22 protein-coding genes and 2 pseudogenes are annotated in these 21,208 nt (G+C 69.3%); 7 read left to right on the top strand and 17 right to left on the bottom strand.

The features are described 5' to 3' along the window. Position 1: 1 nt before the first annotated feature. The 6 genes from VM780_RS05960 to VM780_RS05935 all read right to left on the bottom strand — a co-directional run bounded on the left by VM780_RS05960 (position 2) and on the right by VM780_RS05935 (position 3,136). On the bottom strand, positions 2-376 hold the full coding sequence (locus VM780_RS05960; RefSeq protein WP_325446113.1) for a hypothetical protein: 375 nt from the start codon (positions 374-376) through the stop codon (positions 2-4). A gap of 39 nt (positions 377-415) precedes the next feature. Next, positions 416-1,090: a TIGR02594 family protein gene (locus VM780_RS05955; protein WP_325446111.1), complete on the bottom strand. Its 675-nt coding sequence runs from the start codon at positions 1,088-1,090 to the stop codon at positions 416-418. 65 nt (positions 1,091-1,155) lie between these two features. Next, entirely contained in the window at positions 1,156-1,935 is a 780-nt protein-coding gene (locus VM780_RS05950; RefSeq protein WP_325446109.1) for a hypothetical protein, read from the bottom strand. Positions 1,936-2,059: 124 nt separating this feature from the next. Further along, positions 2,060-2,602, bottom strand: a complete 543-nt coding sequence (locus VM780_RS05945; RefSeq protein WP_325446107.1) for a phage tail tape measure protein — start codon at positions 2,600-2,602, stop codon at positions 2,060-2,062. Next, positions 2,589-2,756 carry a phage tail assembly chaperone gene (locus tag VM780_RS05940; protein ID WP_325446105.1) on the bottom strand — a complete coding sequence of 56 codons (168 nt, stop codon included), beginning with the start codon at positions 2,754-2,756 and terminating at the stop codon, positions 2,589-2,591. Before VM780_RS05940 ends, VM780_RS05945 begins: the two co-directional genes overlap by 14 nt. Positions 2,757-2,773: 17 nt before the next feature. Next, positions 2,774-3,136 carry a gene transfer agent family protein gene (locus VM780_RS05935; RefSeq protein ID WP_325446103.1) on the bottom strand — a complete coding sequence of 121 codons (363 nt, stop codon included), beginning with the start codon at positions 3,134-3,136 and terminating at the stop codon, positions 2,774-2,776. A gap of 160 nt (positions 3,137-3,296) precedes the next feature. Here VM780_RS05935 and VM780_RS05930 point away from each other — a divergent pair, with 160 nt between their 5' ends. Beyond that, a complete protein-coding gene (locus VM780_RS05930; RefSeq protein WP_325446101.1) occupies positions 3,297-3,491 on the top strand; it encodes a hypothetical protein in 195 nt (64 codons plus the stop codon). A 137-nt stretch (positions 3,492-3,628) separates the two neighbouring features. Here the strand turns inward: VM780_RS05930 and VM780_RS05925 are convergent, their stop codons facing one another. The 4 genes and pseudogenes from VM780_RS05925 to VM780_RS05910 all read right to left on the bottom strand — a co-directional run. Then, on the bottom strand, positions 3,629-7,000 hold the full coding sequence (locus tag VM780_RS05925; RefSeq protein WP_325446099.1) for a hypothetical protein: 3,372 nt from the start codon (positions 6,998-7,000) through the stop codon (positions 3,629-3,631). A gap of 181 nt (positions 7,001-7,181) precedes the next feature. Next, positions 7,182-7,591 (bottom strand): annotated as a pseudogene (locus tag VM780_RS05920) (phage major tail protein, TP901-1 family). A gap of 12 nt (positions 7,592-7,603) precedes the next feature. After that, the gene (locus VM780_RS05915; RefSeq protein WP_325446097.1) at positions 7,604-8,035 is read right to left on the bottom strand and encodes a DUF3168 domain-containing protein; all 432 of its coding nucleotides are present in this window, start codon (positions 8,033-8,035) and stop codon (positions 7,604-7,606) included. Positions 8,036-8,090: 55 nt separating this feature from the next. Then, positions 8,091-8,264: pseudogene (locus VM780_RS05910) on the bottom strand (HK97 family phage prohead protease); the annotation flags it as partial. An 84-nt stretch (positions 8,265-8,348) separates the two neighbouring features. Between VM780_RS05910 and VM780_RS05905 the strand changes: the two are divergent. Next, on the top strand, positions 8,349-8,741 hold the full coding sequence (locus tag VM780_RS05905) for a hypothetical protein (RefSeq protein ID WP_325446095.1): 393 nt from the start codon (positions 8,349-8,351) through the stop codon (positions 8,739-8,741). A gap of 16 nt (positions 8,742-8,757) precedes the next feature. Here VM780_RS05905 and VM780_RS05900 read toward each other — a convergent pair whose 3' ends face one another. Beyond that, positions 8,758-9,924 carry a phage portal protein gene (locus VM780_RS05900; RefSeq protein WP_325446093.1) on the bottom strand — a complete coding sequence of 389 codons (1,167 nt, stop codon included), beginning with the start codon at positions 9,922-9,924 and terminating at the stop codon, positions 8,758-8,760. Positions 9,925-10,053: 129 nt separating this feature from the next. Then, a complete protein-coding gene (locus VM780_RS05895) occupies positions 10,054-10,467 on the bottom strand; it encodes a hypothetical protein (RefSeq protein ID WP_325446091.1) in 414 nt (137 codons plus the stop codon). Between VM780_RS05895 and VM780_RS05890 the strand changes: the two genes are divergently transcribed. Next, positions 10,466-11,122 (top strand): DUF1236 domain-containing protein, encoded by a 657-nt coding sequence (locus VM780_RS05890; RefSeq protein ID WP_325446089.1) that lies wholly within the window; start codon positions 10,466-10,468, stop codon positions 11,120-11,122. The genes VM780_RS05895 and VM780_RS05890 overlap by 2 nt on opposite strands. 122 nt (positions 11,123-11,244) lie before the next feature. Continuing rightward, a complete protein-coding gene (locus tag VM780_RS05885; RefSeq protein ID WP_325446087.1) occupies positions 11,245-11,745 on the top strand; it encodes a hypothetical protein in 501 nt (166 codons plus the stop codon). Here VM780_RS05885 and VM780_RS05880 read toward each other — a convergent pair whose 3' ends face one another. The 3 genes from VM780_RS05880 to VM780_RS05870 all read right to left on the bottom strand — a co-directional run bounded on the left by VM780_RS05880 (position 11,746) and on the right by VM780_RS05870 (position 13,976). Next, positions 11,746-13,056 carry a DNA-packaging protein gene (locus VM780_RS05880; RefSeq protein WP_325446085.1) on the bottom strand — a complete coding sequence of 437 codons (1,311 nt, stop codon included), beginning with the start codon at positions 13,054-13,056 and terminating at the stop codon, positions 11,746-11,748. Continuing rightward, the gene (locus VM780_RS05875; protein ID WP_325446083.1) at positions 13,016-13,534 is read right to left on the bottom strand and encodes a hypothetical protein; all 519 of its coding nucleotides are present in this window, start codon (positions 13,532-13,534) and stop codon (positions 13,016-13,018) included. The genes VM780_RS05880 and VM780_RS05875 overlap by 41 nt, the downstream gene beginning before the upstream one ends. Positions 13,535-13,652: 118 nt before the next feature. Continuing rightward, positions 13,653-13,976, bottom strand: a complete 324-nt coding sequence (locus tag VM780_RS05870) for a hypothetical protein (protein ID WP_325446081.1) — start codon at positions 13,974-13,976, stop codon at positions 13,653-13,655. Between the two features lie 317 nt (positions 13,977-14,293). Here VM780_RS05870 and VM780_RS05865 point away from each other — a divergent pair, with 317 nt between their 5' ends. Both VM780_RS05865 and VM780_RS05860 read left to right on the top strand, forming a co-directional pair. Further along, positions 14,294-14,719 carry a DUF2147 domain-containing protein gene (locus tag VM780_RS05865; RefSeq protein ID WP_325446079.1) on the top strand — a complete coding sequence of 142 codons (426 nt, stop codon included), beginning with the start codon at positions 14,294-14,296 and terminating at the stop codon, positions 14,717-14,719. Positions 14,720-14,794: 75 nt separating this feature from the next. Next, positions 14,795-15,181, top strand: coding sequence for a DUF930 domain-containing protein (locus VM780_RS05860; protein ID WP_325446077.1), 387 nt, complete (start codon positions 14,795-14,797; stop codon positions 15,179-15,181). A 34-nt stretch (positions 15,182-15,215) separates the two neighbouring features. On the opposite strand, the gene VM780_RS05855 is transcribed toward VM780_RS05860, so the two are convergent. Continuing rightward, a complete protein-coding gene (locus tag VM780_RS05855) occupies positions 15,216-15,368 on the bottom strand; it encodes a DUF3309 family protein (protein WP_325446075.1) in 153 nt (50 codons plus the stop codon). Between the two features lie 200 nt (positions 15,369-15,568). On the opposite strand from VM780_RS05855, the gene VM780_RS05850 reads away from it, so the two are divergent. After that, positions 15,569-18,973, top strand: coding sequence for a PAS domain-containing protein (locus VM780_RS05850; RefSeq protein WP_325446073.1), 3,405 nt, complete (start codon positions 15,569-15,571; stop codon positions 18,971-18,973). A 46-nt stretch (positions 18,974-19,019) separates the two neighbouring features. On the opposite strand, the gene VM780_RS05845 is transcribed toward VM780_RS05850, so the two are convergent. After that, the gene (locus VM780_RS05845; RefSeq protein ID WP_325446071.1) at positions 19,020-21,176 is read right to left on the bottom strand and encodes a histidine kinase dimerization/phosphoacceptor domain -containing protein; all 2,157 of its coding nucleotides are present in this window, start codon (positions 21,174-21,176) and stop codon (positions 19,020-19,022) included. Positions 21,177-21,208 lie beyond the last annotated feature (32 nt).

The following is a 21,208-nucleotide window of genomic DNA, read 5'->3' as shown; positions in this document are numbered from 1 at the left end:
GTCAGGCGAGCGGTCGGGTGGTGGTCTCGCGGCCGTACCAGGCGTACGCAGCGCCGGCGAGCGACAGGAGCGTTGACACCGCGGTCGCGGCGTCGCCCTCGGCGAGTTCCACCCCGGCGAGCCGCGCGAGCGCCACGACCAGCGGCGCGCCGGCGGCGATCAGGATGCCGCGCAGCGTCTGGCTTTTCAGCCGCGGCACCGGATCGAGCGCCGGCGCGATGCGCGGATCGGCCACCACCTCGTCGGCCACCCTGCGGGCCTTGGCGATGGCCTTACCGGGCGTCGCCTCGCCGGCGACCGCGGCCTCCCGGATGACCCCTGCGGCGACGTCGGCCACCACGCTCTGCAGCTTCGACTTCGTGATCGCCTTCGACATGGCGCTTCCTTTCCTTCCGCTGGACGGATGAATTCGGGCTCAGGCCTCGTCACGGCTGGTCGGTCCGCCGGCCGTGACCAGAACGGAGCCGGCGGCAGGCGCGGCGAAGCTTTTCGGCCAGCGGATCGCGAGCAGGCGGGACTTGGCGAGCCAGCTCTCGTTAACCGCGTTGGACTGGTTGCCGCCGAGCACGCGGAAGCGGCTCGCGTCCTCACCGACATAGAAGCCGACATGGCCGCCGCCCGTGCGTGAGAACACCAGCACCGCGCCTGGCGCCGGCCGCGACAGCGCGACGCCGAAGCTCGCCCAGGCGCGCGCCTGCAGCGCGTTCGCCGGCAGCGGCTCCTCGGGCAGCGTCGCGGCGATCTGGCCATGCACGAAGGCGCCGCACCAGGGCGCGTCGTCGTCTCGGTACCAGTCGGCGATCGCCTGTCCCCAGGCGAGAATGCGGGCGTTGGAGCGGGGGCCGGCGATCTCCGTCAGCCCCATCCAGCGCCGCGCCTCGATCAGCCACGGCGGCTCGAGCGCGACGGCGCCGGACGCGGCGCCGAGCGCCGCCAGCGTCTTCGGACCCACGATCGCGTCCGGAACGAGGTCGCGCGTGCGCTGAAACGCCGTCAGCGCCGCGATGGTGCGGCGGCCCCAGACGCCGTCGAGCGGCCCCGGATCGAAGCCGAGCGCAGAGAGCCGCCGCTGGAGGTCCAGCACGTTCATGGGAAGTCTCCGATCTGAGGGAGGCTTTTAGGCCCGAGGCCTTTCCGGCCGAGAGGCCGGCCTGGTCAGGCGTAGGCGATCACCCAGGCTTCGCCGCGCGCCCCATTGCCGCCGCGGCCGGAGGAGAAGCCGTTGCGGGCCGCGCCGCCCCCGCCGCCCGCGCCGCCCGGGGCCCCGCCGTCGCCGCCGCGGCCGCCATTTCCGGTCGCCGAGGCGCCGCCGCCACCGCCCGAAACGCCGCCGCCCAGCATGGCCGGCAGCGCGGGGCCCGCGGCGCCGTCTCCGCCGTCGGCCCCGGCTGCGCCGCCGGCCGCCGTCTGTGAATAGAAGCCGAGCCCCGACGAAGTGGCGCCGCTCGCCTGGCCGACGCTCGGAACGTCGCCGGTCGAGATGCGGCCGCCGCCGCCCGCGCCTCCCGAATAGCGGCCCGCCCCCACCCCGCCGGCGACGGCGGCGGCCGAATAGCCTCCGGCGCCGCCGGTTATGTCGTTCGCCGGAGGCACGAAGCGGCTGCCTGCGGCGACGCCGGCGGCTCCGACAGCCGCAAGGCCGCCGCCCCCGCCTGGCGAGGCGGCGTTCGCAAACGCCCGCAGCAGGGTCCCGAAGGTCGTGTGGCCGCCGCTCGCGCCTGAAAGGCCGGCCGAGGACGCGGCGCTCTGCGCCGCCCCGCCGGCGCCGCCTGCCCCGATCCCGACTACGACGGTCGCCGGCAGATCCGCGGCCGAGAACACCGTCTCTACCCAGGTTCCGGGCGCGCCGCCCCCGCCGCCTGCGGTCTGCACGCCCGCCGCCCCCGTCGCTCCCGATCCGCCGCCCGCCCCGCCGCTGCACAGCATGACGCGCACCCAGTTCGCCCAGACGGGCTTGATCCAAGTCCCCGAGGCGGTGAACTTGTCGACCTGGTGGCGGCGCGATCGTGCTGGACGCAGCCCCGCCGGACTGACGGCCGTCCGGGATGACGCGTCGCCGTCACAGCCCCCGCCGGCCCCGCGCCACGGCCCGCGCGAGGGCCGCGGCGACCTGGGTCTCGGAGCGGCGGAAGCTTTCGACGTCGGGCGTCGTGATGTTGACGGTGACCGGCCCGTGTCCGGCGCCGGCAGCGGCCACGCCGAGCCTTCCGTCGGCGCCGCGGGCCAGCGGCGGCACGGCCTCCGGGCCAGCCTCGCCGGCGAGCGCGAGCGAAGCGCCGCCCGAGGACAGCACCGTCGGCGCGTTCAGCACGCCGCCTTGCGCGAACGGGGTGACCCCGCCGAGCAGGCCGCGCGTCAGATTGGCGAAGACGCCGCCGAGCGCGTTCTCGACGGGCCTCAGCGCGGCCGAGAGCGCGAGCGCCGACAGGCGCGTTCCGAGACCGCGCAGCACGTCAGTCAGCGAGCGGCCCTTCACGACCCCACCTTCGAGCGCGTCGCCGAGCGCGCGGCCAAAACCGCGCGACAGGCGCTCGGCGTCCGTCACCTCGCGCCGGAAAGCGCTGAGGTCGACATTGACGACGATCGGATCAGTCCCGGCCATGCGTAGTCTCCCGATCGGGGAAGCGCGCCATCAGCGCGGCGAGTTCGGAGCGGCCGAGCGGCGCGGCCGTCCGGCGGCCGAAAAGGCCCTCGGCGGCGGCTGCGATCTCGCGCGGCGTCGCGCGCCAGAACGCCTCCGGCGAAAGCCGCAGCACGCCGAGCCCGAAAGCCGTCAGCTCGTCCCAGGGAAAGGGTTTTGGGCGCCCGCGCCGGCGCACTCCCCCGCGCCGCCGAAGGTCGCTTCCAGAAGCTCCGCCACAGCCCGCACAAAGCCCGCCGCGCCGTCCTCATGGGTGAGCCGCGCGACCTCGGCGTCGGTGATCTCGGCGCCGGCGCCGCGCAATCCTGCGCCGAGAATGCGCAGGGCGTCGGCGGCCGAGAGCCGGCCGCTTTCGAACCGCTCGGCGAGCGCCGCGAGGTCTTGGACGCCGAACGCGTGCTCCAGCTCCGCGAGCGCGCCAAGCGTCAGCACGAGCCGGCGCGGCCGGCCGTCGAATGTGGCTTCCGTCTCGCCGCGGCGTCGGTTCACGGGCATGGCGTTCTCCTGCACATGATTCCGCGCAGCTAGGCGGCTGGACCGCCGGTGACGCCCGGAAGCCGAGCTGCGGATTAAGGTTTACGAAAGCTTTCGCTATCGGCCAGCGAGCATTGGCTGCAGGCTGTTCTTCGACATCACCAGAAAAGGGGAACCCGCCATGGCGGTCGAACTTGAAAGCGTCATGCAGAGGCTGGACGCGCAGGCCAGGCGCCTGAGGCAGCGGGCGGCCGCCGGCGAAGCGGGCGACGCCGCGCTGACGACGGAGAGCCTCGCGCTCGTGTCCGAGGCGATCCTGCGGATCGGCCGCGACGTCCGCCAGCTCAGGCTGCAGCTCGCCGAGCGCCAGGGCTAAACGGCCGCGAAGCTCAGCGCGCCGGCGCTTTCCAGCGCGAGGCCTTGACCGGCTCGACGTCGACCGGCAAGGGCGCGACGCCGCATGGCATCGGCGCCGCGCGGCATCCCGGCCTCAGCTTGCCGATCGACAGCGGCTCAGGTGATGATGTTGGCGGCCCGCACGGCGTTCTCCAGCGCGAGCACCCGCTGCGCTGTCTGGGCTAGCGTTGCGGTGTTGGCCGCAAACGCTCCCTTGTTCGGCGTCCCAGTACCGGCAGTCCAACCTGCGTCGGGCGCAGCATAACGCACAAGGACCCGCCAATCCGTCGCATCGGCGATTCCCGCCGTCGCCACACTCCCCTTGAGATACAGCACGCCGGTCGACGTTCTATAGTACAGGGAATTTGGAAGGGCGCTGATGTTTCCGGTCGGATCTGAGGCTCCGAAGAGAAATCCGGCATTTAGCGACTTATCGAAATAGATCGCCGGAGCGGCGGCGCCCCATCCAAAGCCGCCGATCTGCCCATTGCTGTTCCGCCCGCCATAACCGAGGAATCGACCAGTGCCTGAATACGTTATCTCATCGGCGCGGGTCGCCTTGAAATCTACGGCCCCGCCAGCCGGATAGATCAGCGGGTCTCCGCCCCGTCCCGTCCTGGCCTCATATTTGTAGCCAGGGAAACGACAGCCCCTGGTCTCGAATACGTAACTTGATGGGGCGTTATACGCGTCAAACCCATAGCTGCTCGGCTCGGTCGGCGTGTCGGCTACTGGTCGCGTCAGGATAATGTTGTCGAAGATCATGTTCGACGTCTGAGACCCAGTGTAGATTCCAGCCTGCAGGCCGCCATGGCCGATGACGTTCTGGACAATCACCCGATCTGTGTTGCCGTCCTGAATGTAAATTCCGCGCGCGGCTGTCGTAATATCCATGCGACCATTCTGGACGATGACATGGTTCGCGCCGTTCTCAATATCGATGATAGCTTCGCTGTTCGTGCTGAACCACTTCCCTGAGGTGTTATTGTCCTGGTTGGTCCATCCCGTATCCTCGAAGTGGAAGCCATCCAGGATGGTGTTGTGGTAGTGATAAAGGTAGGTCGAGCGCCAGCAGTTCTTCGTATAGATCTTGCTGAACATCACCCAGCCGCCGCCCGGGGTTCCGCCAATGTGGTGGTGATCGATCGCGGCGCTGCGCGTGTATAAGCAGCGCAGCCCCTCCACCCAGACGTGGTTGGCGGCGGGGTGCTTGTCATGCCCCTTTATCTCGATCGCCGCCTGGGTGTTGACGCAGAGGCAGTTGATGACCGTCGCGTACCGAGTGCTGTCGTCGATCTCGATGCCGTTCGAATTGTCCAAGACTAAGGTTCCGCCCCCATTGTAGGCGTGAAAGTTCTCGATCAGCACCCACTCGGAGCCATGCGTCGACAGGATGTCGTCGCCGCCTTGGGTGCCATGGCAGTCGCGGATGACAACATACCGGCTCGGATAGGGCGGGTAGTCGTCGACGCCGTTTAGAATCACCGGGTCCGAGCCTGGGCCGTCGCCTGCGGAAGTGTCGCCGATGTCGAACAGGGACGCCGAGACGTCGTTGCAGTGCTTGGCGGCATAGCCTGCCCAGCAGTCTTCAATGGTGATCGACTGTACGTTCGCGAAGCCGAACACGCAGCCTGAACTCGCGCCGCCACCGTTGTAATTGTACCGTCCGCCGACGAGCGACGAGTCCGCCGGTATGGTGATGGGAAGGTCGGTCGTGTTGATGATGCGGCAGGTGAAGCTGCCAGCCGCGCGATAAGTCCGGATGGAGATCCCGTCGATCTCGTCCCCGTCAGGCAGATCCAGGTATCCCTGCACGCGACCGTTGTCGTCTCCCGTGCCATAGTTAGCATGCGTCAACGTCCGCTCGATGAAGTTTCCCGGCTGGAGCTCCAGCGGAGTCGAGAAGACATACGAGGTCCGATCGAGCATCAAACGGCGGACATTGCCATGGCCGCCGATGTGACGCATGCGGATGCCGCGGTTCGGCGCCGCCATGTAGCGCGTTTTGAAGTTGCGGTCGTTGGTCCAAAGGTTTTGCGTGGAAGCAGCGGGCGCCACAAGCTTGACTGTAGTCGCTCGAGGCCCCGCTCCAATGACGGTGGTGTCATCCATGATGCGAAGATCGCCGTCGACCTGGAAGGTGCCGGTCGGTACGAAGGCGACGCGCTCGCCGATTTGCGCGGCCCAGACGAGAGCATCCTGAATGGCTGTCCTGTTGGTCGTCGCGTCAGCGCCGGCGAACGCTCCGAAGCAACGAACGTCCGCCACCGGAACGTCGAGTCGCCACCAAGCGCCGTCGGCATCTCGGAATGCGCCAGGTTCCGTAATGATGCGGTCGATCCACGCTTCCGTGATCGATCCCTGGAAGTTGGTGCTCGCAGCAAACTTTACCGTATAGTTCCCATTATTGTCCGCGCTGAAGGGCACAGTATAGTACCCGTCGGCCGGCGCCCACTTCTGAGGGTCGCCCGTATGAACGCTCTCACCGAACGACACGCTCGGTGTGAGCGTATCGACGGTTTGCGAGTCGTAGATCGACTTCATCTTGTAGCGCAGCTGATACTCTGCGCCCGCCACGAGACCTGAGTTCCCGAAAATCACGTCGCCAGCGCTCACGGCGAAAAGCGTTGGAATGGCACTTCCGGCCGTAAGAGCCGAGGGCGTTGGATTACCCGTCACCGTCACGATCGAGGTGCTGCTCGCGGTCAGCGCGCCGACAATCACGTGGTTCGTGTTCGGCGTGAACGTCACCCAACCCGAATTATTGTCGAACTGCCAAGTGGAGCCAGTCTTTTGTACCACGGCAATCCGCATCGCGGCCGTTCCCGGCCACGCTCCTGAAAGGTCTGCCACGAGGTAGAAAGTGCCCGCAAGGTTGTCCTGACGCCACACAGTTCCCCTGGGAATTGTGTAGTCGGCGCCGCCGAAGTTGAACGTGATGTCTCGATCCACCGGCTGGCCGTCGGCGTTGACGGCGCAGGCGTACAGCTCATCCGAGTTCAGGGAGGTGAAGCTGTCATGGTTCTGCAGGAAAGCGAACGGACCGCGGATCTTCGTGACCGCGCGCAGCCCGTCGATCGTCCATCCCTGGCCCAGTGTCCACTCGCCGGTGAGGCTCATCTCAGGCCGCGCTTGCAGCGTGGAGAATGTCGGGTTCGTAATGTGCGACACGCGCTGCTCGGCGACGGTCGTGGGCCTGGAAGCGCCGCCACGAACATAGACCGCGCCGCCGCCACGCCGAGTGCTGTAGAATTGCTTTGTGACAATTCGCGTCACGTCCGCCGGTATGGCGGTGGCCTCCGCGTCTTCGCGGCTGTCGAAGGTGAGATCCCCGGAAGCCATGGCGGCCTGCACGGACTGTTCCATGACGGCTTCCGTCGCAGCAGCGTCGCTGCCAGTTCCGGGACGAGACTTTTCGGCGCGAGAGAGCTCGAGATCCTTGAACGACTTCGGCGCCAGGGGCGTGTTGATCACGGCTTCATTCGTCATAACTTTTGTTCCACTTCTTCACTCAAGATGAAATTTAAGGAGATGAACCGGCGCGCAGTCGGTTGCCTGGCGGCTTACGGTAGAGGGCGGCCGGAGGCGCTATGATGCCGGGCCGCGGCTTTCGGCGTGGGGCCAGAAATACTCACCGAGGCGCCTCGCCCCGGAGGATCGAGCGCCAGGCCTAAACGGCCGCGAAGCTCAGGGCGCCGGCGCTTTCCAGCGCGAGGTCGTAGGCGACCTCGCCGGCGTGGTCGCCGCGGAACTCGAGCCCGGTGACCTGGAACGGTCCCTGCACGGCGCCGAAGTCCGGGATCACGATCTGGAATTCTGCGATCGCGCCGTCGAATACCAGCCCCCGCACCAGCGCGTCGGAGGCCTCGTCGCGGAACACGCCGGCGCCGGCGACGCTCGCCTTTTTGACGCCCGCGCCGGCCAGCAGTTCGCGCCAGCGGCCGGCGCTTTCTGAGTGCGTCACGTCGACCGGCTCGGCGTTGAACGACAGCGAGCGCGACCTCAGCCCCGCCACGGTGACGAAGCGGCCGGCCCCGTCCGAGCCTTCACGAGCAGGTCCTTGCCCTTCTGAATGGCCATCTTGTTCCTCGTCTAGAGCGCGTCGGAGAGGGCCGCGGGCTCGGTCACCGCGCGGAAGCGGATCGCGGCGCGGCGCAGGTCCTGGCCGACGAGCCGCTCGGCCTCGGTCGAGATCCAGGCGAGGTTCGCGAGCCGGACGCCGTCGAGCTCGAGCGCCGCCCCGTCGACGAGACGGACCACCCGCTCGGCCGCCTTCAGCGCCTCCGACAGGCCGCCCTGCAGTGACCAAACCTCGAGCGCGAAGACGTGCTCATGGGCCGGCGCGACGTCGCCCGAGAGGTCGCGCGTTTCGATCTCCGCCAGCACCACGTAAGGAGGCAAGGCGGCGCGCGGCGGCTCGTCATAGATCCGGGGGCCGCCGAGCAGCGCCGAGAGCGCGGCGTCGCCGGCGAGACGCTGAAACACGGCGCTGCGCAGAGCGAGCGCGGAGGAGAGCTGCGTCACGGCGCGGTCTCCTCGCACAGCAGCTCTTCGTAGCGGCCGTCGGCGTCGAGCGGGCCGGCTCCGCCGGATCGTGCTGGAACAGGAAACGCACGCCGCCCGGGCCTCTCGCGGCGAGCGATTTGGCGAAGACCCCACGCTCCACCCGGTCACGGCCGAGATCGACGACGCCGAACAGCGAGGCGTAGCCCTCAACGAGTCCGTCGGCGGAAACCGCAGGCGCGACAGGCAGACGCTTCAGTTCGGGCGAGTCGAGACGCGTCCGGGCGAGCGGATGGGGCATGGTCGGTTTTTCCAGAAGCGCTATGACGCGGCGATGAGCTCAGCTTCGACCAGCAGGCGGAGAGCCGCCGCGATCGCATTGGCGGCGCTCGCCTGGGGGCACACCCCGGCGAGCGCCGCGGATCCGAAGATCCAGCAGGAGAAGATCCTCAATCTCGGGCTGTTCGCCGGCTATGTCGTCGCCTGCAAGGTTGCGACCAAGGCGCAGGCCGCAGAGATGTTCGAGCGGCTGAGCGCAGGACTCGGCGAGCTCACCGTGAAGGAGAAGTCACGGCTCAACGCCGCGCGTCGCGCGGGTCAGCGGACGGAATGTCCGGACGGCCCGTTGAAGAAAGCCGTGGAGCGCGGCTGGTCGAACTATGTCGGCGCGAACTTCGCGCCGGAGCCGCCGACGCCCGGGAAGTCCGGCAGCGAGCCGCGGCCCTGAGCGCTGTCACGCCTGGTCATGCGCCGCTTCGGGGCTGATAGCCCACCGCGGCGCGTTTCTCGTCGTCGTCCAGGAAGGCCGCGGCGGTGACCCGGCGCCACAGCGCCTCGCGCTCGCTCGCCAGCGCCTCGACCGCGTCGAGGTCCGGCTTGAGCGCAAGCTCCGCGCCCCAGGCGGGCGCCAGCCATCCCGCGATCGACTGGGCGATCCGCGACAGCAGCGGCAGCGCCGTCTGGCGCCACAGCGCCCGGTTCGCCTCGCTGTAGTTGGCGTAAGTGGCGTCGCCCGGGATGCCGAGCAGCATCGGCGGCACACCGAAGGCGAGCGCGATGTCGCGCGCGGCGGCGTTCTTGGCCTGCAGGAAGTCCATCTCCTGCGGGGTGAGCGCCATCGGGCGCCAGTCGAGCCCGCCGTCGAGCAGCAGCGGCCGCCCGGCATTCGCGGCCCCGGAGAACTGAGCCTCGAGCTCCGCCTTCAGCCGCTCGACCTGGTCGTCCGAAAGCCCCTGCCCCTCCGGCCCCTTGTAGACCAGCGCGCCGGACGGCCGGGCCGCGTTGTCGAGCAGCGCCTTGTTCCAGGCGGAGGCGGCGTTGTGCAGGTCGAGCGCCTGCGCGGCCGGCTCCAGCGGGCTCAGGCCGTAATGATCGTCGAGCGGATGAAACAGCGTCAGGTGCAGGATCGGCGGCGCAGGCTCCGCGCGCTGGTCATAGCGGGCGGCCTCGGCCCCGACGCGGTATTCATAGGCTTCGGGCCAGCCTTCCGGGTCCGCCAGCACGCGCATCCGGTCCGGCCGCAGCACGTGCAGTTCGCGTGGCTCGCCGTCTAGCGAGACGGCTTCCAGATAGGCGTTGCCGGAGACCAGCAGGTGCGAGACCAGCGCCTCGATCAGCCCTGCTTTTCCTTGGCGCGGGTTCGGTCGGGCCAGCAGGTCGAGCAGCGGGTGAACGTCGAGCTCGCGCTCGCCCTCGGTGAGGATCAGCGGCACGCCGCCGGCGGCCTCCGCCACCATCCGGACGGCGCGGTGCACCACCGGGTTCCGCTGATAGCCCTCGCGGGCGAGGCTTGCAGGGTCGCGGGCGCTCCAGATCGCGCGGCCGCCGCCATGCAGCGCCGCAAAGGCCGCGAAGCCGCCGCCCTTGGCCCGCGGCGCGCGGCGGAACAGGCGCGGGAAAGCAAAGCCCATGGAGCCCTCCAGGTATTCTGAACTAAAGGTGAACCGACTGGACGCGCGCCCGGCGGACACGAGATCTTCGTAGGCCCTACGCGGCGCTCCTGCCGCATGGCAGCGTGATGGTCAGCTCCGACGCAAAGTTCAGCGCGGGAGTTCTGGAACAATTCTGACTTGGCGACGTTCGGGGGCCGAGGGCGCACTTATGAACCGCACGAAATCGCGGCGTATGAGGGCTTTATTCATGAGGAATATTCTTCTTAGCACGGCTGCGGCGATCGCTATCGTCGCGGCGCCGGTCGGTGCGTTCGCGCAGAAGTCCGACCAGGGCTCCTCGTCGAGCCCGTCCAGCGCGGGAAGCTCGTCATCCGGCGCGTCCGGCTCATCCGGCTCCTCCGGGGGCGCGGGCATGAGCGGAGCCGGCTCGTCCGGTTCCGCAGGCGGCGACGCATCATCGTCCGGCTCATCCGCCGGCGGCGGCATGAGCTCAGGCGGGACGTCGTCTTCCGGCGGCTCCGAGTCCGGCTCGCGAGGCGGTTCGGCCAGCGAGCGGGGCATGTCCGGCTCGTCCGGCGGTTCAGCTTCGGATGAGCGTGGCGGCGGCGACCGCTCGGGCTCCGGCTCGTCTTCCGCGGGAGAGTCCCCGCGTTCCGAGAAGTCCGGCGGCTCGCGGTCCGAAACCCGCTCGGGCGAGAAAGAGAAGAGCGGCTCCGACCAGTCGGACTCGGGCAAGGATCCCGAGAAGTCGCGCACCGGGTCCGGCTCTGCGGATCGGGACGACGCCATGAAGGACCGCGCGGGCCATCGCTCGGACTCGGATCGTTCCAGCTCCTCGCCTGACGACAAGTCCGGCTCTGATCACCGCTCGGGGTCCCGCTCGACGACCGAAAGCGAGACGCGCAGCGGCGGCTCGTCGCGGGAGACCAGCAGCTCCAAGACCAAGGTGAACATCTCGAGCGAGCAGCGGACCACGATCCGCCAGACGATCGTGAGCTCCGGCGGCGGCGCGAAAGTGTCGCGTTCGAGCCTTGGCGGAGTGAGCGTCAGCGTAGGCGTATCCGTGCCGCGGACGGTGACGATCCATCGGCTGCCGCCGAAGATCGTGGAGATCGTCCCGGAATACGCCGAGTACAGCTACTTCATCACCGATGACGATGTGATCGTCATCGTCGATCCGGACACCTACGAGATCGTCTACGTGATCGAGAGCTGACCAACATCCAGCCGGGCCGCGGAGCGCATCCGCGGCCCGGTTGGAACAAAGCTAGACGACCCCACGTTTTCCGGGATGCGCTCCAGACGAACGAGACGTTCGTGACCAGGAGGGATCCCACCATGACAAACAGATTTCTCGCGCCGATCTTCGCAGCGGCGCTTCTCGCCGCGCCCGCCGCGGCGCTCGCCCAGAGCGGCGGCTCCGGAGGCGGATCGAGCGGCGGGTCGGCCGGCGGCGCATCGGCCGGTTCAAGCGCCGGCGGCGCTGCCGGCGGAACAGGCTCCAGCGTCGGCGCCGGATCGGCTGCGACCGGCGGCGCCATGAATGGCGGTCCGGCGAACTCCGGCGGCATTCCCTCGGGCGGCACGGGCGGGCTTTCCAACCCCAGCTTCAACGGCGGTCAGCAAAACACCGCCCGCAACAGCCGCATCGACGGCGGCGGCAGCGTGGGTTCCGCCACGCAGCCGTCGCAGGACGGCGGCCTTGCGCGCGGCTCCTCCGGGAGGGCCGGCGACGCAGCGGCGGGCCGCTCGGGCGCGTCGGCCGGCGGGACCGGGGTTGGCGCATCGGAAGGCGCGGCGGACGATCCGTCGCTCAATTCCGGGATCTACCGTCAATAGTCACAGGCCGAGCACGCGCGGGCCCCTGCCCCGCGCGCTCAGCATCAGATGCGTGACCGCCCAGACCAGGGCGTCGACCCGGTCGGGCGAATGGCCGTCCGCGAGGCCGTCCAGGCCCAGCGCCGTCATTTCGTCTTCGAGCGCCGGGTGGGCGCCCACATGGACCACCCGACCCTGCGCATAGAGCGCGGCGACCGGCTCGGCCCTCAGCCATTTGCCGCGCGTGGCGCGGACCGCCAGCACCGGGACCTGCGGATCGGCTTGCGCGATCACGGCGCGGACCATGTCGCCGCCCTGGTTGACCTCCGCCACCAGCGCGTCGGCCTCGAGCCGTCGCCACAGCGCAACTGCCCGAAGCGCCCAGATCTCGGGGCGGCTGGCGCGAAGCGTCGCGTCCTCCAGCACATAGCCGCGGCCATCGGCGCCGAGCCCGACGGCGACCAGCCCGCACGCGTCGGACTTCTTGCCGCCGGCGGGCGGATCGACCGCGACCACGATGCGGGTGAGTTCGGGCGCAGCGGAGACGCGATTGCGTTCGATCGCTTCGCCGGTCCAAAGCCCGTCGTCGCGGTCCTCCAGAAGTTCGCCGTCGAGCTCCTGCCGGCCAAGCCTGGTGCCCGCATAGGTGCCGACCACCGCCCGAAGGAAGCCGGGCGCGAGATTGGCGGCGTTGTCGCGGGTCGCGGCGCGGGTCACCACCGCGCCGGGGTCGGCGAGCAGCCGCTTCAACAGCGGAACCGCGCGGGGCGTGGTGGTCGCGATCTGCCGCGGCAGCCGCCCGAGGCGAAGGCCGAATTGCAGCATGTCCCAGGCCTCCTCCGCGCGCCGCCATTTGGCGATCTCGTCGCACCACGCGGCGTCGAATTGCGGTCCGCGCAGCGCCTCCGGATCCTCGGCCGAAAACCCTTGCGCGATCGCCCCGTTGCGCCAGACCAGCCTGCGCCGGCTCGGCTCGTAGGCCGGACGGTCCCACCGCGGATGCACCGCCAGCAGCCCGGAGACCCCGTCGATCATCACCTCGCGCAAATCCGCGTAGGTTTCGGCCACGAGCGCGATCCGCCCGGCGGGCCGTTCCGCGAAGCCGGTCGCTCCGAGCGCGACCCCGCGCACCCATTCGGCGCCGGCGCGGGTCTTGCCGGCGCCGCGGCCGCCGAGCACGAGCCAGGTGGTCCAGTCGCCCGGCGGCGGCCTCTGGTCCTCCCGCGACCAGACAGGCCAGTCGACGCCTAGGAATTCTATCTCATGACGCGAGAGAGAGCCAAGCAGGCGGTCATGCGTCTTCGCCCCGCAGGCGAGCAAGGCGGTCCGCAAGCGCGTCGCGGAGGACGTCAAGATCGGCGGGAGCGCCATCCGCGTCATCATCCTCCGCGGCGTCGACTGTTTGTCCGGCTTCGTATTTCTGCAACTCCCTCAGGGAGCGCACCAGGCTCGCGAGCGTTCTCGCGTGGGTCGCGGCCGCGTCGGGGGCGCCAGCTCCCGGCCCCGCCAGCACGGCCTCTACGGCATTGATCTGCTTGTCGACTTCGGCTCGGATGCGGCTCACGACGCGCGCCCTGTCGGCGCTGCGTCGCGTCCAGCCATTGCGCTTCGCAAGCCGCGCGATCGTGGCCCGCGACGCGCCGATCCGACGCGCGATTTCGGTCTGGGTGAGATCGGTCGTCTCATAGAGACGCCAGGCTTCGGCGGCCGATTTGTCGGTGACGTGGGTGGCGGAGGCCGACGGCCGAACCGTCGCTCTCCGGTCGCCGGCGGAAGCCGCCGGCATGTCCTGGACGCGATTTCGGAGCATGGCTGAACCCTACCCGAGCAGCGTCACGCTGTCAATGATTTTTTTCCTATCGTTGATATGGCTCGGCGGGACGCGCAGCCGGCCGCCCGTCGGCAGCCGGCGTTTGCGCCGGCGCCCGTTATTTGCCGGTGGTGGGCGTCTCGCTGTGGCCGCGCAGATCCTTGGCCTGGTCGTCCGCCGTTCCGGCCGAGGTCGGCGTGCCGTCCTTCATGCCGCTCTTGGAGCTCGCCGAGCCGCTCATGTTCTTCTTCTGGTGCTTGGTCGTCTTCTTGTGCTGGGCCGGCTTGGCCTTGGAGCCGCTCGGACCCTGCTCCATCCCGGCGTTGGGACCCATGCCGGTGGCGTTGTTCTCGGTCGCGGTGGCCTGCGCCATGGCGAGCGTCGGAGCGGCGGCGAGCGCGAGCGCGGCGACGCCGGCGGCGATTGTGTTGCGAATGATCATGAATTTCTCCGCTATGTCTTCGACTGTGGGATCTCAGTTCACGCAACCGCCGGCGAGGCTGAAAAGCCCTGACGACTGTTGGCGATGGCCGCCTGAAGCAGGGCGGTAATCACGAATACGGTTCTCAGCAGGATCTGTTTCACCGAAAGGCTAGAAATATTTTTAGGCGGCGCTGGAACATTTGGAGCGGGGCGCCGATGTTTACCGCGACATCGCCGGCGCGCGACGCGCGGCGGTTGCGGCGCGCCGCCGCGCAGAGAGCGGCGATTCGGTGCGTGTAGGCTGATGCTTATGGTCTCGATGATGAGGAGGCGCGGATGATGCGTGGGATCCTGGCTGCGGCAGGGCTGCTTGTAGCCGCGTCGGCGGCGGCGGCTTCGCCGGCGCCCGTCGGCGTGTGGAGCATGCCGAAGGACAAGGCGACGGTGCGGATCTCGGAGTGCGGCGAAGCGCTGTGCGCGACCCTCGTCGGCCTCAAGAAGCCCAACGACAAGAACGGCCGGCCGAAGGTCGACAAGCGGAACCCCGACCGCGCGCTTCGCGACCGACCGGTGATCGGAATCTCGTTGCTGACCGACATGAAGCCGGATGGCGCGGGCTGGGCCGGCCGGTTCTACAACCCCGACGACGGCCGCAGCTATCAGGGCACGATCGTGGCCGACGGAAACGACCGGCTGAAGCTGCGCGGCTGCGTGGTCGGCGGATTGCTGTGCAAGACGCAGGTGCTGAAGCGCGTCGACTGACAGGGGGCGCCGCCTCCCTGCCCCATCCAGCGTGCTAGTCGGAACCCTCGACACGCGAATCGAGGGTTCTTGTTCATGCGTCGCCTTGCCTGCGCGTTCGCGCTCTTCTTCTGCTCCGCTCCCTGCTCCGCCGCTGATCGCGGGCTCGCCGCAACCCTCCAACGGCTCGAGCCGGAGACACGGTTTCACCAGGTCTGCGACATCGAGACCATGAAGCGCATTCAGGCGGAGCGCGGCGCGATCCGCCCGGACCGGATGGTGATTGACGCGATCCGGCCTGCCAGCGAGGCTGGCGACACGCTGTCGGGCGACGGAGGGGCGATCCGCAGCGGCGGCAAGTGGTACCGGCTCGCCTTCAGCTGCCGCGCCTCGACGGACCGCATGCGCGTGCTGTCGCTCAGCTACAGGATCGGCGGCGCGATCCCCGAGAAGGACTGGGAGCGCTACGGCCTCTGGCGCTGACGCGCGAGAGGCCGCTTGCGCGCGCCAGGCTCGATCAGAGCCGGCCGGTGAGCGCCAAGATGATCAGGATGATCAGGATGATCCCGAGGATGCCGCTCGGCCCGTATCCGAAGCCCGACGAATAGGGCCAGGTCGGCAGGGCGCCGATGACGAGCAGCACCAGAATGATGATCAGAATCGTCGACATGTTTTGGCTCCGACTGTACCGGCTGGCCGCGGCGCAAAACGCCGCCTAAGCAATGAGCAAACCTCCAAAGCCCGGTAAGGGTTCCGGGCGCGCTCACGGGGAATTGACGCGACATGCGGCGCCCTAGAATAGGGAGCCGAAACGCGCCCCGGGCGTTAGCTAGAGCCGACATTGGCGTCGGCGGCGGAGGATGGTCTGGCATGACGGGCGGGTCGCAGACGAAGGTGAGCTTCGCCCCGCTTGGCTTAGTGGACGATGGATGCGCCCGGCTCGCCGCCGGCGTCGACGACGAGAACTCGGCGCTCGGTCCGGTCAGCCGCTGGTCGACCGCCCTGCGGAACGTGCTCTCATCCATCCTGCCGGCGCGCGTCCAGATCGTGCTGTTCTGGGGCCCGGATTTCGTCGCGCTCTACAACGACGCCTACGCCCCGACCATCGGCGACAAGCATCCGCGCGCCTTCGGCCGTCCGGCGGTTGAGAACTGGCGAGAGCTCTGGGACGATCTGGAGCCGCTGCTTCGCCGGGTGCGTGACGGCGGCGAGACGGTCTTCGCTCACGACCGCCCGTTCTACATCGAGCGGCGCGGCTTCGGCGAAGAGGTCTTCTTCGACATCTCCTATTCGCCCGTGTTCGACGATGACGGCTCGATCGGCGGCGTGCTGTGCATCGTCAACGAGACCACGGACCGCATCCAGGCGCAGCGCAAGGCGATCGCCGAACGCGAGCGACTGGCCGAGATGTTCAAGCAGGCGCCCGGCTTCATGGCCGTGCTTGAGGGTCCGGATCATGTCTTCTCGCTCACCAACGCCGCCTATCAGAGGCTGATCGGCGACCGCGAGGTGCTCGGCAAGCCGGTGCGGGACGCGGTCCCGGAGTTCGCCGAACAGGGCTTTCTGGACCTGCTGGATCGCGTCTACGCCACCGGCGAGCCATTCACCGGCCGCGGCATGGCAACGACGCTGAGGCGCGCCCCGGGCGAGTCGGCCGAGCAGCGCGCGCTTGATTTCATCTATCAGCCCATCAGGGACCGCAGCGGACGGGTCACCGGCATCTTCGTCGAGGGCGCCGACGTCACGGAGCAGATACGCGCGGTCGAGGCGCAGCGCCAAAGCGAGGACCGGCTGCGCCTGGCCACGGAAGCCGCGGCGATCGGAACCTGGGATTACAATCTGCGGACCGGCGAGCTGCGTTGGGATCGACGCTGCCGGGAGCTGTTCGGCGCATGGCCGGACCGGCCGATCACCTATGAGGACGCCTTCCTTCCCGGCCTGCATCCCGAGGACCGCGATCGGGTCGAGGCGGCGGTGCGGCAGACCGTGTCCGACAGGGCCGACTTCGACGTCGAGTACCGCACGAGAGGCCTCGACGACGGCGTCGAACGCTGGCTCGCGGCGCGCGGCAAGGTGGTCGCCGACGGCTCCCCGGCCGGCCGCTTCGTCGGCACCGTCATCGACATCAGCGGCCGAAAGCAGGCGGAGGCGGCGCTCATCGCCTCGGAGAAAGCCCTGCGGGAGGAAAGCAACGCACTCGAAATCCTGAACCGCACGGCGGCGCGGATCGCAGCCGAGCTCGATCTCGACAAGCTGGTCCAGGCGATCGTCGACGCCGGCGTCGAGCTCACCGGCGCCGAACACGGCGCCTTCTTCTACAATGTGCTCAGCGAGGACGGGGACAGCTACACCCTGTTCACGCTCTCCGGCGCGCCGACCGAGGCTTTTTCGGGATTCCCGATGCCGCGCGCCACCAAGCTGTTCGCGCCCACCTTCCGCGGCGAGGGCCTCGTGCGGTGCGCCGACGTCACCGCCGATCCGCGCTACGGCCAGAACGCGCCGCGCCAGGGGATGCCGGACGGCCATCTGCGGGTGCGGAGCTACCTGGCGGTTCCAGTGATCTCTCGCGGCGGCGAAGTGATCGGCGGGCTGTTCTTCGGACATCCCGAGGTCGGGGTGTTCGACGAGCGGACCGAGCGGCTGATCAGCGGCCTCGCCGCCCAGTCGGCGATCGCGATCGACAATGCGCGCCTGTTCCAGGCCGAGCAGAAGCTCAACCGCACCCTTGAGGCCAGAGTGGCGGAGCGGACGCGCGAGCGCGACCGGATCTGGCGGCTGTCGCGCGACCCGTTCCTGGTCGCGGACCGCGACGGCCGCTGGCTGAGCGTCAGCCCGGCCTGGACCGAGCTGCTCGGCTGGACGCCGCAAGAGCTGCTCGGCCGGACCTCCGAATGGATGGAACACCCCGACGACCGGCCGACCATGCGGGATTGGCTCGCAAGCCTTGCTGCCGGCGAGAACACGACGCCGCGGCTCGAGACCCGCTTTCGAGGTAAAACGGGCCACTATTGCCGCTTCTCCTGGACCGCGGTGGCGGAGGACGGGCTGTTCTACTGCGTGGCGCGCGACGTCACCCGCGAGATCGAGGCGGCGGAAGCGTTGCGCGAGGCTGAGGAGGCGCTGCGACAGGCCCAGAAAATGGAGACGGTCGGCCAGCTCACCGGCGGCGTGGCGCATGACTTCAACAATCTGCTGCAGATCGTGACCGGCAATCTCGAGATCCTGCAGCGCAACCTGCCGGAAGACTCGCCGCGGCTGCGACGCGCGGCGGAGAACGCCATGACGGGCGCGCGGCGGGCGACCGTGCTGACGCAGCGCCTGCTTGCGTTCTCGCGCCGCCAGCCGCTGCAGCCCAAGCCCACCGACGTGAACCGGCTGCTCGCCGGCATGTCCGAGCTTCTGAGCCGCACGCTCGGCGAGATCATCGAGGTGGCCGTCGCGCCGGCCACGGATCTCTGGCGGGTCGAGGTCGACCCCAACGAGCTAGAGAACGCCCTCCTTAACCTCGCGATCAACGCCCGCGACGCCATGCTGGACGGCGGAAGGCTCACGATCGAGACCGCGAACGCCACGATCGGCGCCGGTATGCGGGACGTCGCGCCCGGCGACTATGTCGTGATCAGCGTCGCCGACACCGGGGTTGGGATGTCGCCGGAGGTGCTGGAGCGGGCGTTCGAGCCGTTCTTCACCACCAAGGAGGTCGGCAAGGGCACCGGGCTCGGCCTCTCCATGGTCTACGGCTTCGTCCGCCAGTCGGGCGGCCACGTTAAGGCTTTCTCCGAGCCGGGACGCGGCGCGACGATGCGGATTTATCTGCCGCGCCTCGTCGGCGATGGCAGCTGCGAGATCGAGGAGCCGCAGCCGGAGCCGGTCGAGCCGAAGCGCGGCAGCGACGAGACGATCCTGGTCTGCGAGGACGACGATCATGTCCGCGCCTACTCGGTCGGCGTGCTGCGGGAGCTCGGCTATCATGTGCTGGAGGCGCATGACGGCCCCTCCGCGCTCCGGCTGCTGGAGCGGCAGGACGGCGGCGCGGTCGACATGCTGTTCACCGACGTCGTGCTTCCGGGCGGGATGACCGGCGCCGTGCTGGCGCAGCGCGCGCGGGCGCTACGGCCGGACCTAAGGGTGCTGTTCACCTCCGGCTATGCGCGCGACGCGATCGTGCATCACGGCCGCCTCGACCCCGGGGTGGAGCTAATCACCAAGCCCTTCACCTTCACCAATCTGGCGGCGCGGGTGCGCGCGGTGCTGGACGGCGGCGCGCCCGACTGAGCCGCCGGTTGACGAGGTCCGCCGCGTCGTAGGGGCCCCTGGCGCGTCAGGCTCCGGGCGCCGCCATCACGGCTTCGGCCGCCACCGGGGCGACCAACGTGACCCGGAGGCCCGGGCGGTTGTCTTCGTGGATGAGCTCGCCCTCGAGCTGGCGGACCAGCGCGGCGATCATGCGCGAGCCGAACCCCTTCTTCGGCTGACCCTGCGCCCCGACCCCGCGATCGGCGACCGACAGCCGGAGCCGCGCGCGGTCCTCGACCAGCGAAATCGCGAGCGGCCCGGCCGCGCCCCGATAGGCGTATTTGGTGGCGTTGATCACGAGTTCGGTGAGCACCAGCCCGAGGCTAATCGCGCGGTCCGTCGGCAGCAGGACAGGCGCGACGTCGAGCGACATCTGGCGGGCCCAGTCGTCTCCGATCGAGGCCGAGATGTCGTGGACCAGCTCCTCGACGTAACGCGCGGCGTCGACCGAGCGCACCTGGTCGGCGCGATAGAGCCGGCGGTGCACGAGCGCGACCGCCGTCAGCCTGCGGCGGGCCTCTTCGAGCGCCGGCGCGAGCCCCGGCTGGTCGGAGGCGCGCGCCTGCAGCGCGAGGAAGCTCGACACCAGCTGGAGGCTGTTCTGGACGCGGTGATTGACCTCGCCGACCAGAAAATCCTTCTGCTGTATCAGCAGGTCCTTCTCGTCGAGCGCCGACACCAGGCGGCGGTTGAGGTCGCGCAGCCGGCGCGCCTGCCAGACCTCGATGACCGCGGCGCGGAGCCGGCCGGCGGCCTCGATCTCTGGTCCGGTCCAGCGGCGGGCGCGGCCGCGCACGGTCTCGCGCCAGCTCTCGAACGAAGCCCGCGGGGTCAGCGCCTGGTCACCGGCGCCGGCGACGTCCTTGTGCGGATTGCCGGCCCATTCGACGATCTCGACCTCCTCGGCGCGGAACCACATCACGATCCAGGGCTCGGTGAGCGAGAGCGTGATCGCGAGCAGGCCGCTCGCGACATCCTGATAGGGCCGCGCGTCGGGCAGCAGTTCGGCGAGCCGCGACGTGCTGAACACCTGGTCGGCGCTGCGGTTCAGCGCCCAGGCCGCGAGCGCGCGGGTCTGCGCCTCGTCCGGGCAGCGGCCGTTGAAGAGCAGATCGCCGCCGCGCAGGATCGCGACCCCGTCCCCGCCGAGCGCGCGGCGGATCTCGCCGACATGGTTGGAGATCGCCTCGTCGAGCGAGCCCTCGCGCGACAGCAGCGCCACGAGATCGTCCTGGAAGCCGCGCAGCCGCACGCGCTCGCGAAACGCGTCGCTCTCATCCTTGGCCCTGATCTGGCGGCCGAGCGTGCCGGCGAGCGCGCGGCACGCCGCGCGGCGGGCGAACGGGATGTGCAGCGGGGTCTCGTTGTGGCAGGCGACCAGCCCCCACAGGACGCCATCCTTGACGATCGAAACGGAGGCCGACGCCCCGACGCCCATGTTCCTTAGATACTGAAGATGGATCGGCGAGACGCTGCGCAGCGCGGCGTCGCTGAGGTCGATCGGCTGCCCGTCCACCGTCGCGGGCCGCAGCGGCGCCGGCTGGTAATTGACGTCCGGGATCACGCGGATCGGGTTGCGGAGATAGAGCGCGCGCGCCTGCCGCGGAATGTCCGAGGCGGGGAAACGATGGTGCAGGAAAGACCTCAGATCGTCCCGCCGGTCCTCTCCGATCACCGCACCGGAATCGTCGTCGAGGAAGCGGTAGATCATCACCCGGTCGTAGCCGGTGAGCCGCCTGAACTCGACGGCCGCCAGTCCGCAGAGCTCCTCCAGCGTCGACGCGCGCTCGAATTCGGAGGCCGCGGCCTCCAGGTCCCCGAGCACGACGCCCAGCGCGGCGCCCCCCGAACCGGCGGGTTCGAGCTCCAGCATCGTGAGAGCGTCGGACCGTTGCGCGCTGGCGTCGAACAGCTTCCCAGATGGCGCGCGCAACACGCCGACGCAGACCGCTCCTGACCGATGCGAAGTTTCGACCGCCAGAGCCTCGGCTATTTCGGCGCCGACGAGCTCCGTCGCGGATCGGCCGAGCCAGTCGTCGGCTCCAAGCACCCCCTCGATGTCGCCAGCGCCCGCGATCACCTTGTATTCGCCGTCGAGCACGAGAAGCAGGCCATGGGGCTGTATCGCGCCAGGAACGTGGATCGGCTCCTGGTCGCAGACGGTCAGGTCGAAACTGTTCAAAGCTGACAGTACCCCGGCTTGGTCAGCGCCCC

This window comes from Hansschlegelia sp., assembly GCF_035538955.1.
Taxonomy (GTDB): Bacteria; Pseudomonadota; Alphaproteobacteria; order Rhizobiales; family Methylopilaceae; genus Methylopila.
Note: the sequence above shows the minus strand (reverse complement) of the source record. Positions and strands in the feature narration are given on the sequence as shown.